This is a genomic window from Porphyromonas loveana (assembly GCF_003096695.1).
GTDB lineage: Bacteria > Bacteroidota > Bacteroidia > Bacteroidales > Porphyromonadaceae > Porphyromonas > Porphyromonas loveana.
The window spans coordinates 223,449-239,587 of the sequence record NZ_QEKY01000001.1; the positions used below are offsets into that span (position 1 = coordinate 223,449).

Genomic DNA, 16,139 nt, shown 5'->3' on the forward strand with positions numbered 1-16,139 from the left:
TTTTTGTGAATGGACACCAATAGAGGATTACAAAGCTTGTTCTTCTTGTTCTTCTATTGTTCGAATTTTTAAATATGTATGTAGAGGCCTATAGTTGTTGTCACCTAATAAAAGATATTGGTATATTTCCCACGGAAACCGTTCAATGTTATCGCTATTTCGAATGTTTTCCGGAGCGTCTTGCATTAATTCTTCTAATACTTTGTGTAGTTCCGATTGCGTTTCTTGGAATTTTTCTTCATTTTTGAATTCTTTGTAAAAGTATCCCAAATGTATCATGGCCAAAGATTTTAGAAACAAATATTCGAATTTTGGCAAATGTGTTTTGAGTTTGTTGCAGGATTCTATTGCCCCGATATATTGATTGAGAGAGTTTGTCTGGTCTTTTCTGTGGCGGAAAATGTCGCCCACGTATAAAATTGATTTGATTCCCTTTACTGGGTCATAAAGTTGAAGATTGGAATAAATTTCCATTGCATTGTCAAATAGACCATCCCTATGTAGAGAGACTGCTTTGTAAAATAGTAATTCATCTTTCCTGATTTTTCGATGTTCAAAGTTCTTATTAGATTCATCGATTAATAAACCAAGTTCAATGATATCTAGGCACTCTTTGTCTAGTCCGAAAAAGTAGAAACATTCCCAAAGTTGAATAATGAAGAATATCATCTTATTTGCTTCCTCATTTGTTCCACAGGGAAATAGTCCATACATATGGTGTGTTAGCTCTTTGGCTCCATGCAATGATGAGGAGCAGTTTATCCATGTCCCTAAGCGCATTTGGTAGTTGATAATTTTTTTGAGCTCTTCTAATTCCCTATTAATGTGATTTTCAATAATGTCTTTTTTTATGCAATGTGCTTTGAGATACTCCATTGTTAAAGTGTGAACAATGAAGTGATCGTCAAGGCTGTCGATGCCAATAGATAATAATCTCTTTTTGATTTTTGTAAACTCTCTAACATCCTTGTCTTCGGAGGAGAAGCCCATGTCTTCCTTTATCTGGTAGAGATTAAGTTCTTTTTTTGCAATCCCTAGGCAGCCGATTTCAGAGAGAATGTCTCTTGCTTTTTCATCTGTTTCATCGTCTATTTCTAACCGATTTATTGCGTTTTCTTGAAGAGCAATGATTGTAGGGGAACTATGTACAAAGTTAAGATCATCTTGTCTTGAAAGGCTTTCCCACTTGCGACTATCTTCTTTTAATTGATGTAAGAATAATGATAGAGAGACATCTTGCCAGCCTGATCGTAAAACTGAATTTGCCAGCTCTAATGCAAATGGTAAAAACCCGAAAAATGAAGCAATTTCTATTGCTGCACCGCTATCGCTATCATTTCTTTCGAAGCCGAATAATAGAATGTCAAGAGCCTCTTCTTTGTCCAATTTTGGAACAGGAATTTCAATAAGATATGGGCTGCTAATCGATAGGTCGTTTGATAGTAGTATAGATCTTGATTTTCCCGATTTGGGGAGGAATTCATCAATTTCACTCAATGTGTAGACATTGTCAAAGATGAGTAGCGTCGGGTTGGTGTTTGTAAAGTCTTTAACTAAGCTAATCCTATAGTCGTTTTGTTTAGATTTTTCGATCTCGTCAGGTACCTTGATGTCAAGAAAGGGAGGAGATGATAGCTCTAAAAATTGTTGATCAAGAGGAAAGTTGCAATCAAGGTAAAAACAGCCGTGGAATTGACTCCCATATTTGTACGCAAATTCGGTGGCAATTGCAGTCTTCCCTTCTCCGCTTATTCCTTTTATTAATATTGATTTGACTATTGACGCATCTTCAATTTTATTCTCTTCAAAATAGTCGGCAATTCTATTTATAACGCCCATGCTTCTTGTTGAGAGATTAATTTTTCTTTTTAGCTTGTTTTTGATGTTGTTGTAAAATGAGAGTTTATTGCAATTGGAAGTTGTGAAATTCTGAAAATCAGGGCGAGGAATGATGGCTGGTTTTATCCTTTTGACCCCGACAAGATGGTTTATCAATTCAGAAAAGTCCCTGCTTGTGAAATCATTATCATCGGTTAAGTCTACGTATACTCCTGCTCGGAGAAAATTTGGGAGGATTACTTTCTGGTTCTCATCATGCTCGAAGACAACCCCTATGACTTTATTGTTTTCAGGTACTCCAGATATTACTCTGAGATTTCTTGCTTCATTTCCCACACCTCCACTGTAGCTGTCGGCTTTGTTTTTGTAGTCTTGGTTGCATATAACTAATACATAATCATGATTAAAAATAAGGTTTTCCATGAAGTAAAATGCGTCATCCCCTAAATGGAGGTCATAGTAATCTATCGTGAAGTCAATCCCATTTTTTCCCAGTTGTTCTGTAAGGTTTAGAATTTTTTCGAAGTGCGTTTCCGATGACTTAGTATATGATATTGCTACTTTCATTTTTTTTGTTTTTTAAATATTATGCATTGTTTTTTGTTGAGTTGTGGTTTGTTTTAGATATGTCGCTTTGTCGAATTTATTGTTTTGAGACGGTTGTAGATTTAGATATTTTTATAGTGCTACCGCACTTTTTTCTGCATTTTGAAAGTGTTATTGCATTTCTAGTTGATGATTTCTTGCTCTATCATTTTTGCATAGTCTTTTATGTGAAATGTTATCTTTACAAAGATAGTATTTTTTTAGAATTGCTGTCGGGTGGATAATGCGCATCCCTCCGATCAATGCAACACTAGTTCAGATTTAGAAAGAAACGTTCGAACGAGGTTCAGTACCTGAGCTTCTTTCTGGGTCTATGGTTTGGTTTATGTTCGATCCTTGCGAGCTGTTTAGCGGGTAAATTGATGAACGAAGAATGTTTAGGGAGGCATTGCCGAATGAACGCATTTTGCTGTTCGATGTGCGGTTTTTCTTTAGAGGTGTACGATCCGAAATATATCGGCATTTTATGAGTCTTGCATTTACTATTAGGGAAATACAGTCAATGCCCGAAAGCCTCGAAAAGGGTTGGAAACAGCGCCGTTGATGAACAAAGAGCAGAAAAAGCATTTTTCTGTTGAAAAACTGCGAACAAAACGCAGAAAAACCGTTTTTCAACCAAAAAACCGTCGACAAAGACTCAAAAAACGATTTTTCGGCTCTTTGTCGACGATTTTTTGGCGAAAAAATCATTTTTCGACTCTTTGTCGACGAACAGTGACTCAAAAAATGGTTTTTTAGCTCTTTGTCGAGAATTGACATATTGCCGATAACTCAGGGAGCTCGTTTTGCTTGAGCAACGGGCGAAAAATTTCTTCACAGTAGGATGTTATGGCACTTTCAATGTAAACTTTGAGAGCAAGAATCTGGATTTGAGTGGAATGTGCACCAACCCTTGGTATGGATAGATAGAACTATATTTCCATCATCTCCTCCTTTTTCAAGGGGCTTCCTTAAGCATGATTTCGTTGGTTTTGTCCAATTGTATGGGCAGAGCACTCAGGTTCGAACACATACAAAAAGGCCGTGTCATAATATCAGTATGACACGGCCCTTCGGGATTGTTTATGCGCTGTGAGACCTTAGCCTATCAGGATGATGTCGGCACCTTCGAGGATGGAATCGCCCTTGTTAGCCTTGATGGCTACGACCTTACCGGCTCTGTCGGCATTGATGCTGTTTTCCATCTTCATGGCTTCGAGCACGGCTACCTTCTGTCCTACCTGAACTTCGTCACCGACCTTCACACATACGTCGATGATAACGCCTGGCAATGGTGATTTGACACCAGTCTCTTTACCTCCGGCAGGGGCAACGGGGGCTGCTGCGGCAGCAGGTGCAGGAGCGACGGCAGGTCGCTTGATGGCAGGCTTGGCTGCTTTCTTCTTCTCGGCAACGATCTCTACCTTGTAAGCGGTATTGTTCACTTTGATGTCGGCTATGCCATCTTCGATGCTGTTGATGGCTACCTTGTATTCGTTACCGTTGATTTTATACTTGTATTCTTTCATTGTTTTACTAAGCATTAGTGAGTGAATGAAGTTATTTCGGAAGCTGACGGATCAAGAGGGACTTGAGCGCCCATCCTGACTGGCGACGATTGATCGTCAGCTTCATCGGTGTGGTGTCATGCGCCTCGTAAGCCTCTTGATAGAGAGCCATGGCGATAGCGGCATACACTTCCTCTGTTACAGCTCCGTTGCGAGCTTTGCCGGCCTTGGGGGCTGCAGCCTTTGCTTTCTTGGCGGGGGCTGCTTTCTTATCTTTTTCTTTCATTGCTTATCTGGTTTGCCTGTGAGCATATACCTTTCTATCGTGAGGTCTCTCCCCGAAGCCTTCCGGGTGGCTTGCTCTCCGTTGTGAGTGATGCTCTTAGGGAGCGTGAGCCGTAACCCGGATGCTACTGTGAAGAGGAGCCTCCTTTTCCTCTTCAGAGAAGATTAGAGAGGCAGGTTGTCGTGTTTCTTAGCAGGGATTGTCTGCTTCTTGGTGCGAAGCTGCTCAAGGGCGCGGATGATGCGGAAGCGTGTATTGCGTGGCTCGATCACGTCGTCCATATAGCCATAAGAAGCGGCATTGTACGGATTGGCGAAAGCCTGACGATATTCTTCTTCCTTCTCCAAAGCTGCTTGCTGAGGATTCTCGGCAGCGGCTACTTCCTTGGCGAAGATTACTTCCACGGCTCCGCTCGGTCCCATAACGGCGATCTCGGCCGAAGGCCATGCATAGTTGAGGTCGCTGCGCAGGTGCTTAGAACTCATCACGATGTAGGCACCACCGTAAGACTTACGCAGCGTCACTGCTACCTTGGGTACAGTGGCCTCGCCATAGGCGTAGAGCAACTTGGCTCCGTGCGTGATGACACCGTTGTACTCCTGACCGGTACCCGGTAAGAAGCCCGGCACGTCCACGAGCGTAACTAAGGGGATATTGAAGGCGTCGCAGAAGCGGATGAAGCGGGCTGCTTTGCGTGAGGCATTGGAGTCGAGACAGCCGGCCATTACTTGCGGTTGGTTGGCTACGATACCTACGCTCTGTCCGTTGAAGCGTGCAAAGCCGACGATGATATTGCGTGCAAAGTCGCGATGAACTTCCAAGAATTCACCGTGGTCCACGATGTGGCCGATGACTTCGTACATATCGTACGGACGATTGGCTTCGTCGGGGATGATTTCGTTCAGGGCGTCTTCTACACGATCTACGGGGTCGGTACATTCTACACAGGGAGCTTCTTCCAAATTGTTCTGGGGGAGGAAGCTGAGCAAGTGACGGATCAGACGGATACCGTCTTCTTCGTTATTGACTGCAAAGTGTGCCACGCCGCTCTTTGTGGCGTGTACATCGGCTCCTCCGAGCTGCTCTTGTGTAACGTCTTCTCCGGTTACGGTTTTCACCACCTTCGGTCCCGTGAGGAACATATAGCTGGTGCCGCGAGACATGATGGTGAAGTCTGTCAGTGCAGGAGAGTACACAGCGCCACCGGCACAGGGACCGAAGATGGCAGAGATCTGTGGTACCACACCGGAGGCAAGGATGTTGTTTTCAAAGATTTCGCCGTATCCCTTCAAGGCATTCACTCCTTCTTGGATACGTGCGCCACCTGAGTCGTTCATGCCGATAACGGGAGCTCCCATACGCATGGCCAGTTCCATTACCTTACAGATCTTGGAGGCAAGCATTTCGGATAGGGCACCACCAAATACAGTGAAGTCCTGAGCGAAGACATAGACCAGACGGCCTTCGATCGTTCCGCTACCTACTACGACACCGTCACCGAGGAATTGCGTCTTGTCAATACCAAAGTTGGTACAGCGGTGCTTAACGAACATATCCAGTTCTTCAAAGCTGCCTTCGTCCAAGAGCATGGCGATACGCTCACGGGCTGTGTACTTGCCCTTTTCGTGCTGGGCTGCAATTCTCTTCTCTCCACCAACAAGACGTGCTTGTTCGCGTAGTTGGATCAGCTCTTTTACTCTTTCCAGTTGAAAACTCATATTCTCTTTCTCTAAAAGTTTAGGTTATTATTTTGATCGACATGCGCAAGGCTATGCGAGTAGTGCGATTGCTCGTACTGCTTCGGGCTCTGTGCAGTGCAGATATTCTTATTTGTGATCACATAATTCGGTGAGAACACCCATCGTGCTTTTTGGGTGCAGGAACGCAATGTTGAGCCCCTCCGCACCTTTGCGCGCTTTTTCATCTATCAACTTGACGCCCTTGGCGGCAACTTCGGCCAAAGCTTCGTTGGTGTCCTCCACGCAGAAGGCGATGTGATGAATGCCTTCGCCACGCTTCTCGATGAACTTAGCTATGGGGCTTTCGTCCGAAGTCGGCTCCAATAGCTCTAACTTTGTCTGGCCTACCATCATGAAAGCCGTGCGCACCTTCTGGTCGGCAACTTCTTCGATGTTATAACACTTCAGTCCCAATACATTCTCATAGTAGGGGAGCGCCTCCTCGATGCTTTTGACTGCGATGCCGAGGTGTTCGATGTGTGACAGATTCATTGATTTTTGAATTTTGTTGTTGGATTGACTTTTCACTTATTGAAAATACTAATGATAGTATTTTCGCAAATGTAGAAATTATTCTTGATTAGCCGATTATCTATTTCCTTTGTCTTGAGAGGAAATCTCCATCCATTCGTAAATGGACATAGTAAGGGCGGAAGCAACAAGGGCCGTACACGAGAAGATAATGCTCTCGGTACGGCCCTTGTATATTAGGATTGACGGGAAATTAGTCGCGACATTTGGCTACGATATACTCCCTGTTGAGTCGGGCAATGTGACTTACTGACACGTTCTTGGGACATTCCATTTCACAAGCACGTGTGTTGGTACAGTTCCCAAATCCAAGTTCGTCCATCTTGGCTACCATTGCCTTCGCACGGCGAGCTGCTTCGATGCGTCCTTGAGGCAGGAGCGCGAGCTGGCTCACCTTGGCAGAGACGAAGAGCATGGCCGATCCGTTCTTACAAGCAGCAGCGCATGCACCACAGCCGATACAAGCGGCAGCGTCCATCGCTTCGTCCGCATTCTTCTTGGAGATGGGGATGGCATTGGCATCGGGAATACCGCCCGTATTCACGGAGACGAATCCACCGGCTTGGATAATCTTGTCATAGGCAGAGCGGTCTACCATCAAATCACGAATGACAGGGAAACCGGCCGAACGCCACGGCTCAATGGTGATCGTGTCGCCATCGTTGAAGCGACGCATATGGAGCTGACAAGTGGTAATGCTGTCGTCGGGTCCGTGAGGATGACCGTTGATGTAGAGCGAACACATACCGCAGATACCCTCGCGACAGTCGTGGTCGAACGCTACGGGAGCTTTGTGCTCCATGATGAGCTGTTCGTTGAGGATGTCCATCATTTCAAGGAAAGAGGCGCTTTGCGAAATGTTCTGCAATTGGTAAGTTTCGAAGTGACCTTTTTCGCGTGGTCCCTTCTGACGCCAAACCTTAACCGATATATTGATATTCTTATCCATTGTGATTCTGTTTTAGCGGGTAGGCATTATTAGTTCTTATAGTTGCGTTGAGCGCGGACAGTCTCTTCGTATACCAAGTCTTCTTTGTACATGGTCGGAGCCTTGTCCTCTCCCTGATATTCCCAACAAGAAACGTAAGCAAACTTGTCGTCGTCACGCTTGGCTTCGCCTTCTTCGGTCTGATGTTCGATACGGAAGTGTCCGCCGCAACTCTCTTCGCGATCCAATGCGTCATGTGCCATGAGCGAACCGATCTCGATGAAGTCGGCCAAACGAAGCGCTTTCTCCAATTCTATGTTTAGGTCGTTGCCTTCTCCGGGTACATATACATTCTTCCAGAACTCTTTCTTGAGGGCATCCAACTTGACAATGGCTTCTTCGAGACCTGCTTTGTCGCGTCCCATACCCACGTTGTCCCACATGATATGTCCCAGTTCTTTGTGGAGGTCATCCACAGACTTCTGTCCCTTGACGTTCATGATGCGGTTGATGCGGTCTTGGATGGCTTTCTCAGCAGCTTCGAACTCAGGAAGATCCGTGCTGAAGCGTGGCACCTGAATTTGATCGGCCAGATAGTTCTGCATCGTGTAAGGAATAACGAAGTAACCGTCAGCAAGACCCTGCATCAAAGCAGATGCTCCGAGACGGTTGGCACCGTGGTCTGAGAAGTTGGCTTCTCCGATAGCGAAGAGACCCGGGATAGAGGTCATCAGTTCGTAGTCCACCCAGAGACCTCCCATCGTGTAGTGGATGGCGGGATAGATCATCATCGGAGCCTCGTATGGGTTCTCATCGGCAATCTTTTCATACATCTGGAAGAGGTTGCCATACTTCTGTTCTACTACGTTCCTGCCGAGGCGATTGATGGCATCACTGAAATCGAGGAATACAGCCAGACCGGTATTGTTCACACCGAAGCCGGCGTCGCAACGCTCTTTGGCAGCACGGCTGGCCACGTCGCGAGGTACCAAGTTTCCGAATGCCGGATAGCGACGCTCCAGATAGTAGTCGCGCTTTTCTTCGGGTATATCCTTGCCCTTGATTTCTCCACGTTGTAGACGCTTGGCATCCTCTATATCCTTGGGTACCCAGATTCGGCCGTCGTTACGGAGCGACTCGGACATAAGAGTCAGCTTAGACTGGTAGTCTCCGTGAACGGGGATGCAAGTGGGGTGGATCTGAGCCATACAAGGATTGGCGAAGTAAGCGCCCTTCTTGTAGCACTGCCATGCGGCTGAGCCGTTAGATGCCATGGCGTTGGTAGAGAGGAAGAAGGCGTTGCCGTATCCGCCGGTAGCGATTACAACGGCATGAGCAGCAAAGCGTTCGATCTTACCTGTAACCAAGTTGCGAGCGATGATACCGCGAGCACGTCCTTCCACGAGGACAACGTCCAACATCTCGTGACGAGTGTAGAGCTTCACCTTGCCCAATCCTACTTGACGTGACAGGGCCGAGTAGGCACCGAGGAGCAACTGCTGCCCCGTCTGTCCGCGAGCATAGAACGTACGAGATACCTGTGCACCACCGAATGAACGGTTGTCCAAGAGACCGCCATATTCGCGAGCAAAGGGTACTCCTTGAGCTACGCACTGGTCGATGATTGCGTTGGATACTTCTGCCAGACGATATACGTTAGCTTCACGGGCACGATAGTCTCCACCCTTGATAGTATCGTAGAAGAGACGGTACACAGAGTCGCCGTCGTTCTGATAGTTCTTAGCGGCATTGATACCTCCCTGTGCAGCGATCGAGTGTGCGCGACGGGGAGAGTCCTGAATACAGAAGTTGAGTACGTTGAAACCCATCTCGCCGAAAGAAGCGGCAGCCGATGCTCCAGCCAGACCGGTTCCGACTACGATGATGTCGAGGCGACGCTTGTTTGCGGGGTTCACCAACTTCTGATGATCCTTATAATTGGTCCACTTGTCTTTCAGCGGGCCGGCAGGGATTTTGGAATTTATTGTAGCCATTGTGCAATGCTTTAGAATTAGAAGGTATTAACATTAACCGATAAATGCTTGACACGCAAATACGATCATAACCAAAACGAAACCGCCTACCAGAATTGTGGACGCCACGTTGGAGATCGTTTTGATACGCTTCATCCAAATGGTATTGCTCCATCCCAATGTCTGTAGTGCACTCCAGAAACCGTGCGTCAGGTGGAACCACAATGCCACCAGCCATACAGCGTAGAGCACCAGGAAGAGCGGTTGACTGAAGGTGTAACGGATCAGTTCCGCACCCTTGGCAGGATGATCAAAGCCTTCGATGCCATATACACTTACGTCCGTGTGGCAGATTTCTGCCAACTGCATCTTTGCCCAGAAGTTGAACAGGTGCAGACCGATACCGAGCAGGACAATGATTCCGAGAACAAGCATGTTCTGCGAGCTCCATTCTACTCCTTGAGGCTTACCCGTCATGGCATAACGGTCAGAACCGCGAGCGCGGAGGTTCTGCACGTTGAGCACAAAAGCATACACGATGTGCAAGACCATCAGTGCAGCCAAGCCAATAGATGCAACCAAGGCATACCAATTGGCTCCAAGAAATTCACATATCATGTTGTAGCCCTCAGTCGAGAAGATCGCCACGAGGTTCATGGACATGTGAAACGTCAAAAACAGGATTAGCGCCAGTCCGGTGACACTCATCACCACTTTACGGCCAATCGAGGATTTAAGTAACCACATAGTTTTTTACCGATTAAGTTATTGAGTTATTGTTTCTTTCCCTTTAGCAAATCATTCCGCTCACAAGCGTTTTTTTGACTTCGTTCTTGTTTATTTACAGACGTTCAGCCCTTAGGGCAACAAAGATAACGGAAAAAAATACATAATCACGAGATATAGTGAAAAAGCCATCCGATATCGTCATTTTATATCCCTAATCATGGTGATGTAATCCGCTCTTATTTTTTTTCTTTTTGATGGTCTAATGCATTTGTTTACAGTTCGTTATGGTTTCTGTTTCTTAGCATTTCGAGAGACTTGTTTAGCCCTTTGTTAGGTGCTGTACCGCCCGTATTTTTTCTCTGTGTCTGCCGAGACAAAGCACTTGTCGTTCTCTTGCAGCATCTTAATGCTATGCTTGTAAGACCATAGTTGGCGAACTTTAGCAACTTGGCTGCTGTTCCTTTTGAAAATATGGTGCATAAAGCAGAGCTTTCTGTGTGCCACTTCAAAAACAAGATCTACAAAAGCATATCAAAGATGGAATCAAAAAGCTTTTCAGTCGAAGGGATGATGTGTGGCGGTTGTGCCGCCACGGTGGAAAAAGCGGCCCTCTCCATTTCGGGCGTTAGTACGGCATTTGTCTCTTTGGAGTCTCATAGTCTCACCATTGAGTACGATCCTGCAATAGCATCTCCTGCATCGGTGGCCGATGCTGTGCGAGCGGCAGGTTTCGAATGCAGTCTCTGAACAGGATTTATTTCTAACCCGTAAGTTAATGTCATGAAAGAGCAAAAACGTTTTCCTGTCGTTGGGATGCGCTGTGCCGGTTGTGCCCATGCCGTAGAGCAGGTAGCTTCCAAAGTAGATGGGGTGGACGATGCCCATGTGCAGTTGGCCGAGAATATGCTCTCTGTCTCCATTCAAGATAGTCCAGAGGCGGTGGATGTACTGCGCAGAGCTGTTCGGGGCATCGGTTTTGATCTGATTGTAGAGGATTCTGAGGCCGATCAGCTCCGCCTACGCGACGCCATGGAAGCGACAGAGCTGCTCCGGATGAAGCGGGACACGGTCATGGCTTGGGCCTCTTCCGTCGCCCTCATGTTTCTGATGGTCGTTCCGCATTTTGCAGCCATGCCCTATCTGATGATGCTCATAGCTCTTCCCGCTTATATATGGGCCGGAAGGGCGTTTCATCTTTCGGCTTTGCGTCAGCTCCGTCATGGCGTGTTCTCGATGGATACCCTGGTATCGCTCAGCACTACGATCTCCTTTTTCTACAGCGTGGTAGTCCTATTTTTCTTTCGTGAGGGGCCGGTGGGCATGGCCTTGCACCTCTATTTCGATGCTTCCGCCATGATTATTGCCTTTGTCCTTTTGGGTAAATTGATGGAGAAACGCGCCGGCAGGAACACCGGACAAGCCATTCGCGAACTGATGCGCCTGCAACCTGCTGAAGCGTTGGTAGTCCGAGGAGGAAAAGAGGTGGTGATGCCTGTCACGGCTCTTATAGCCGGCGATCTTGTGCGGGTGCGTCCCGGCGAACAGGTGCCGGTGGATGGCGTGGTCACCGAAGGCAGCAGTTCTGTTCAGGAAAGCATGATAAGCGGCGAGCCACTTCCGCGAGAAAAAGAAACCGGATCGGCCGTTTTCTCCGGCACCATCAACGGATCCGGAGTCCTCACCGTGCAGGCTACCCACGTGGGTAGCGATACAGTGCTGGGACGCATCATTCGTACTGTGCGCGAAGCACAGGCGAGCAAAGCTCCCATTCAGCGCCTCGCAGATAAGATTGCGGGCATATTCGTCCCCATCGTCATCGCATTGGCCATCCTTACCTATGTAATATGGAGACTCGCGGGAGGCGAAGACGCCGGCATCTATGGCCTTTTCTGTGCCATTTCTGTTCTGGTGATAGCCTGCCCGTGTGCGTTGGGCTTGGCCACTCCCACTGCCTTGGTGGTAGGCATTGGTCGGGCAGCTTGCAATGGCATACTCGTGCGCAATGCCGAGGCTTTGGAGCGCTTTGCAGCTATCGACACGGTCATTTTGGATAAGACGGGTACACTCACCGAGGGCAAGCCACAGGTGACGCAGACTCACTGGTTCGTTCCTGACGGGGAGATGCCCGCATTGAGGCGGTTGCTCTACTCGGCCGAGATCCTCAGCACCCATCCTCTGGCTGCTGCTGTATGCCGTGCATTTGTCGGGGACGGCAGCACGGTGGAGCTGTCTGATGTGCAGAATTATGCGGGCCGGGGGATATCATTCACATACGAAGGGTCAGTTTACAACGTAGGCAGTGCCGCTTTTGTCGCAGAGTCAGGAGCAACAGTTCCGAGCAGTGTATCGGCTCCGCCGGACGATGCCGCCGTTCTCTTTTTTGCCTGTGGCGACAAGATGTTGGGGCGCTTCTGCGTTACCGATGAATTGCAGCCCCAAGCTGCCGAAGTCTTGGAGCAGTTGCGTCGTCATAAGGTCCGCACTGTTATGCTCACGGGCGACCGCCCCGAGGCTGCTGAGTCATTGGCACGCAAATTGGGGCTGGAAGAGTACCGCGGAGGCATGATGCCGTCCGACAAGGCAGACTATATTCGGATGCTACGATCCCAAGGGCATCATGTGGCGATGGTTGGCGATGGGGTGAACGACTCCGAAGCGCTGAGCATGGCCGACGTGAGCGTGGCTATGGGCGATGGCAGTCACATCGCCATGGAGGTGGCAGGGATCACGCTCATGCGTTCCGATCTGCGTCTCCTGCCTGCTGCCTATGAGCTTTCGCGTGCTACACGTCGCACGGTGAAGGGCAATCTCTTCTGGGCTATGTGCTACAACTTGATAGCCATCCCCATCGCTGCGGGTTTGCTCTTTCCGCTCAACGGCTTCCTCCTCAGCCCCGCAATTGCGGGTGCGGCCATGGCTTTTAGCTCTGTCTCTGTCGTGGCTAATAGCTTACGTCTGCGCACAAAGCGTGTACCTTTGCTGCGCTAACATTTATAATAACCGTATGAAGCAACATAAAATCCTATTCGTTTGTCTGGGCAATATCTGCCGTTCTCCGTCGGCCGAGGCTGTCTTCCGTTCGTTCGTGGAGCAACGGGGCGAAGCTGACCGATTCATAATAGACTCGGCAGGACTCATCGCGCACCACCAAGGTGAGAAGGCCGATGCCCGAATGCGGGCACATGCTGCTCGTCGGGGGTACGACCTCACGTCCCTGTCGCGCCCCATTGAGTATGCCGATTTCGATCGATTCGACTACATCATCGGCATGGACTTCTCCAATCGTGAGCGTTTGCAGGCCTTGGCACCCACCGATGAAGCCGCAGCTAAAATCCACCTGATGACGGACTTCAGCCGCGCCGGAGTGCATGACCACGTCCCCGATCCTTACTATGGCGGAGCATCGGGGTTTGAATTGGTACTCGACATCTTGGAAGAATGTACCACAGGGCTGTACGATCACCTCACCAAGAGATCCACTTCCCCGCAGTAATAGCATGAAAACCACCCTCCGCAGGGAGATGGACGGCCGCATCCTCAGATTGGCCGTGCCCAATATCATCTCCAATATCACTGTCCCGCTCCTCACCATTGTGGACGTGGCGTTGGCAGGTCACATGGAATCTGCCGGCTCCATCGGCGCGGTCGCTGTGGCTGCCGGGGTAGTGAACTATGCCTTCTGGCTCTTTGCCTTCCTGCGCATGGGGACTACGGGTTTTACGGCTCAGGCTTTTGGCCGTAGCGATGTGCGTGCCATCACACGCTATTTGGCTCGGGGGGTGTTGTTGGCATTGGGCGCGGGACTTTTGTTAATAGTCGCAGCCCCCTTGGTCGAACGCTTCGGTCATCTTCTCGCCTCGGGGCAGGAGACCATTGGACGCGAGGCACGCGAATACATTCGCATTGCCCTTTGGGGTGCGCCGGCAGCCTTGTTGATCTATGTTTTCAATGGGTGGTACGTCGGGATGCAGAATACACGCATTCCCATGTGGGTGGCTATCCTGTCCAATCTCATCAATATTGTCCTCAGTTTCTACTTCGTCAAAGGACTTGATATGGGCGTGGTCGGTTTGGCAACCGGCACAGTGGTGGCCCAATATATAGGCCTGGCACTGTTAGTCGGCGTGGCCATGTTCCGCTATAGGCGGGTGTTGCGTTTCTTCCGCCTCGGCAGTCTTTCCGATACTTCGGGCTACGGCGTGTATTTGCGTACAGGGGGCGATCTCTTTGTTCGTACGGCCATGCTGGGTGCAGTCACACTGTTTTTTACCTCCGCTTCGTCGGCCATAGGAGAAACTACGGTCGCTGCCAATGCCTTGCTGATGCAGCTTTTTACACTATTCTCTTATTTTATGGATGGCTTTGCCTACGCAGGCGAGGCACTCACGGGACGCTACGTCGGTGCGCGGCGGGCCGATGATTTACGACTGATGATCCGTCGCCTTTTCTTCATCGGCACGATTGTTTCGCTTGTCGTTACCATCCTTTATCTGTTATTCCCTGTCGCTCTTCTATCTCTCTTGAGTGATAAGCAGGCGGTAGTCTCCCACGCGAGTCGGTATGCCGTATGGGCGGGGATTGTGCCCCTTGTATCCTTTGCCGCTTTCTTGTGGGACGGAGTCTTTGTGGGGGCTACGGCTTCCGCAGCCATGCGCACGGCTATGACAGCTGCTTTCGTCGTTTTTTTTGCTGTGTACTATGCTTTTCGTTTGCCGATGGGCGAGGCTGCTCTTTGGCTTGCCTTCAATCTTTATCTCCTCACGCGTAGTCTGATGCAAACGCTGTGGTATCGCAGGCGTTTTTACAGCTGGGCGGCCACGGGAGCAGGGCACTGATGCCGGAGATCTGCTGCTCCCTTCATATCTTATATTGCACGATCGGTGTGAAACGATTTGTCCTTCCGGTCAGAGGCGTAGGCCGATAGTGTGTCCGCCGTCTGAGCGTCGTCCTCGAATTTTTGCGCCGCAATCCAAAAGAATGTGGCGCAGAAATGCCGGAAAAACACGCGCCAAAACTTTTTTGAAAAGGCGCATAAATTTTTCCGAAATGGCGCCAAAATAATTTCTTTTTGGCGCGTGTTTTTGCGAGGGGGTGCGCAGGATAGAGGTCATAATGCATCAGCATGCTTTTTTTTACTGGGGCATATCCAACTCTTTAGCCTGGCTATGTAGATTTTTTCTTTCTCGCTCTTGTTCGTGTGAGCCGACTAAGTTCATCTGCCGCAACCCATTGTCTTGTGTTGATTGATAAGATCAATACACCTATATACCCCCTCTGTTGCTGATAGTTAGCTCTGCCGGTATCTTTGTGTCAGAAGCAAATAACTAACAAATTAAAAACAAGAAAAAAGATGAAAACGATTCTCCAATTAACAGGTTTGAATGAGCAGAATGTTGCTCCCGTAGTGAAAGGTTTGGCAGGTCTCTTGGCAGATATGCAAGTTTATTATTCTAATCTCCGCGGTTTTCACTGGAACATTCGTGGTGCACAGTTCTTCGTGTTGCATGAGCAGTTCGAAAAAATGTATGACGATATGGCCGAAAAGATTGACGAGGTGGCAGAACGTCTTCTCCAACTCGGAGCTAAGCCCGAAAATCGTTTCAGTGAGTACCTCAAGGTTTCAGACATCAAGGAACAGCACGAATTGTTCTCGCCAGAGGAAACTCTTGCCAATGTGACGGAGACTCTGCAGTTGCTCATGGCAAAAGAACGTGCCATTGCGAATGCTGCCGGCGAAACTTCTGACGAAGTGACGGCAGATTTGATGATCGGCTTCCTCTCAGAACAAGAAAAACTCGTCTGGATGCTTTCCGCATATGCTGCTAAATAGCCAATCTTTTCCCTTATAGCACTTTCCTCAAAGAGACTGCAGCGTCGATGCTTTCGGTTGCTTCAGTCTCTTTTTTTGTGATTGCTCCAAAAAAAATTGGCTGTTCATCGCGCGCGCGATCATTATTATAATGTAGTTTTGTTTGGGATGATTTCGAGTTGCTTTGGCGCAAAAAAAGTATTCAAAAGGTT

General features: G+C 48.4%; 14 protein-coding genes. 5 read left to right on the forward strand and 9 right to left on the reverse strand.

The genetic code is table 11. The features are described from left to right. Positions 1-27: 27 nt before the first annotated feature. The 8 genes from C7382_RS00920 to C7382_RS00955 form a co-directional block, all read right to left on the reverse strand. On the reverse strand, positions 28-2,406 hold the full coding sequence (locus C7382_RS00920; protein WP_116678433.1) for a toll/interleukin-1 receptor domain-containing protein: 2,379 nt from the start codon (positions 2,404-2,406) through the stop codon (positions 28-30). A gap of 1,118 nt (positions 2,407-3,524) precedes the next feature. After that, positions 3,525-3,953, reverse strand: coding sequence for an acetyl-CoA carboxylase biotin carboxyl carrier protein subunit (locus C7382_RS00925; protein WP_116678434.1), 429 nt, complete (start codon positions 3,951-3,953; stop codon positions 3,525-3,527). A gap of 31 nt (positions 3,954-3,984) precedes the next feature. Then, positions 3,985-4,218: a hypothetical protein gene (locus C7382_RS00930; protein ID WP_116678435.1), complete on the reverse strand. Its 234-nt coding sequence runs from the start codon at positions 4,216-4,218 to the stop codon at positions 3,985-3,987. Between the two features lie 164 nt (positions 4,219-4,382). Further along, entirely contained in the window at positions 4,383-5,936 is a 1,554-nt protein-coding gene (locus tag C7382_RS00935) for an acyl-CoA carboxylase subunit beta (RefSeq protein ID WP_116678436.1), read from the reverse strand. Between the two features lie 108 nt (positions 5,937-6,044). Continuing rightward, a complete protein-coding gene (gene mce / locus C7382_RS00940; RefSeq protein WP_116678437.1) occupies positions 6,045-6,449 on the reverse strand; it encodes a methylmalonyl-CoA epimerase in 405 nt (134 codons plus the stop codon). Between the two features lie 232 nt (positions 6,450-6,681). Next, positions 6,682-7,437, reverse strand: coding sequence for a succinate dehydrogenase/fumarate reductase iron-sulfur subunit (locus C7382_RS00945; RefSeq protein ID WP_116678438.1), 756 nt, complete (start codon positions 7,435-7,437; stop codon positions 6,682-6,684). A 29-nt stretch (positions 7,438-7,466) separates the two neighbouring features. Further along, a complete protein-coding gene (locus C7382_RS00950; protein WP_116678439.1) occupies positions 7,467-9,410 on the reverse strand; it encodes a fumarate reductase/succinate dehydrogenase flavoprotein subunit in 1,944 nt (647 codons plus the stop codon). A 33-nt stretch (positions 9,411-9,443) separates the two neighbouring features. Then, on the reverse strand, positions 9,444-10,136 hold the full coding sequence (locus C7382_RS00955) for a succinate dehydrogenase/fumarate reductase cytochrome b subunit (protein WP_116678440.1): 693 nt from the start codon (positions 10,134-10,136) through the stop codon (positions 9,444-9,446). Between the two features lie 519 nt (positions 10,137-10,655). Between C7382_RS00955 and C7382_RS00960 the strand changes: the two genes are divergently transcribed. The 4 genes from C7382_RS00960 to C7382_RS00975 are packed head-to-tail and all read left to right on the forward strand — an operon-like array spanning position 10,656 to position 14,953. Continuing rightward, entirely contained in the window at positions 10,656-10,865 is a 210-nt protein-coding gene (locus C7382_RS00960) for a heavy-metal-associated domain-containing protein (RefSeq protein WP_243405614.1), read from the forward strand. A 33-nt stretch (positions 10,866-10,898) separates the two neighbouring features. Next, on the forward strand, positions 10,899-13,106 hold the full coding sequence (locus C7382_RS00965) for a heavy metal translocating P-type ATPase (RefSeq protein WP_116678442.1): 2,208 nt from the start codon (positions 10,899-10,901) through the stop codon (positions 13,104-13,106). A gap of 16 nt (positions 13,107-13,122) precedes the next feature. Continuing rightward, positions 13,123-13,611, forward strand: coding sequence for a low molecular weight protein-tyrosine-phosphatase (locus C7382_RS00970; RefSeq protein WP_116678443.1), 489 nt, complete (start codon positions 13,123-13,125; stop codon positions 13,609-13,611). A 4-nt stretch (positions 13,612-13,615) separates the two neighbouring features. Further along, entirely contained in the window at positions 13,616-14,953 is a 1,338-nt protein-coding gene (locus C7382_RS00975) for an MATE family efflux transporter (protein WP_116678444.1), read from the forward strand. 69 nt (positions 14,954-15,022) lie between these two features. Here C7382_RS00975 and C7382_RS00980 read toward each other — a convergent pair whose 3' ends face one another. Beyond that, complete coding sequence (locus C7382_RS00980; RefSeq protein WP_133241523.1) at positions 15,023-15,229, reverse strand: hypothetical protein; 207 nt, start codon at positions 15,227-15,229, stop codon at positions 15,023-15,025. A 239-nt stretch (positions 15,230-15,468) separates the two neighbouring features. Here C7382_RS00980 and C7382_RS00985 point away from each other — a divergent pair, with 239 nt between their 5' ends. After that, the gene (locus tag C7382_RS00985) at positions 15,469-15,948 is read left to right on the forward strand and encodes a Dps family protein (protein ID WP_116678446.1); all 480 of its coding nucleotides are present in this window, start codon (positions 15,469-15,471) and stop codon (positions 15,946-15,948) included. Positions 15,949-16,139 lie beyond the last annotated feature (191 nt).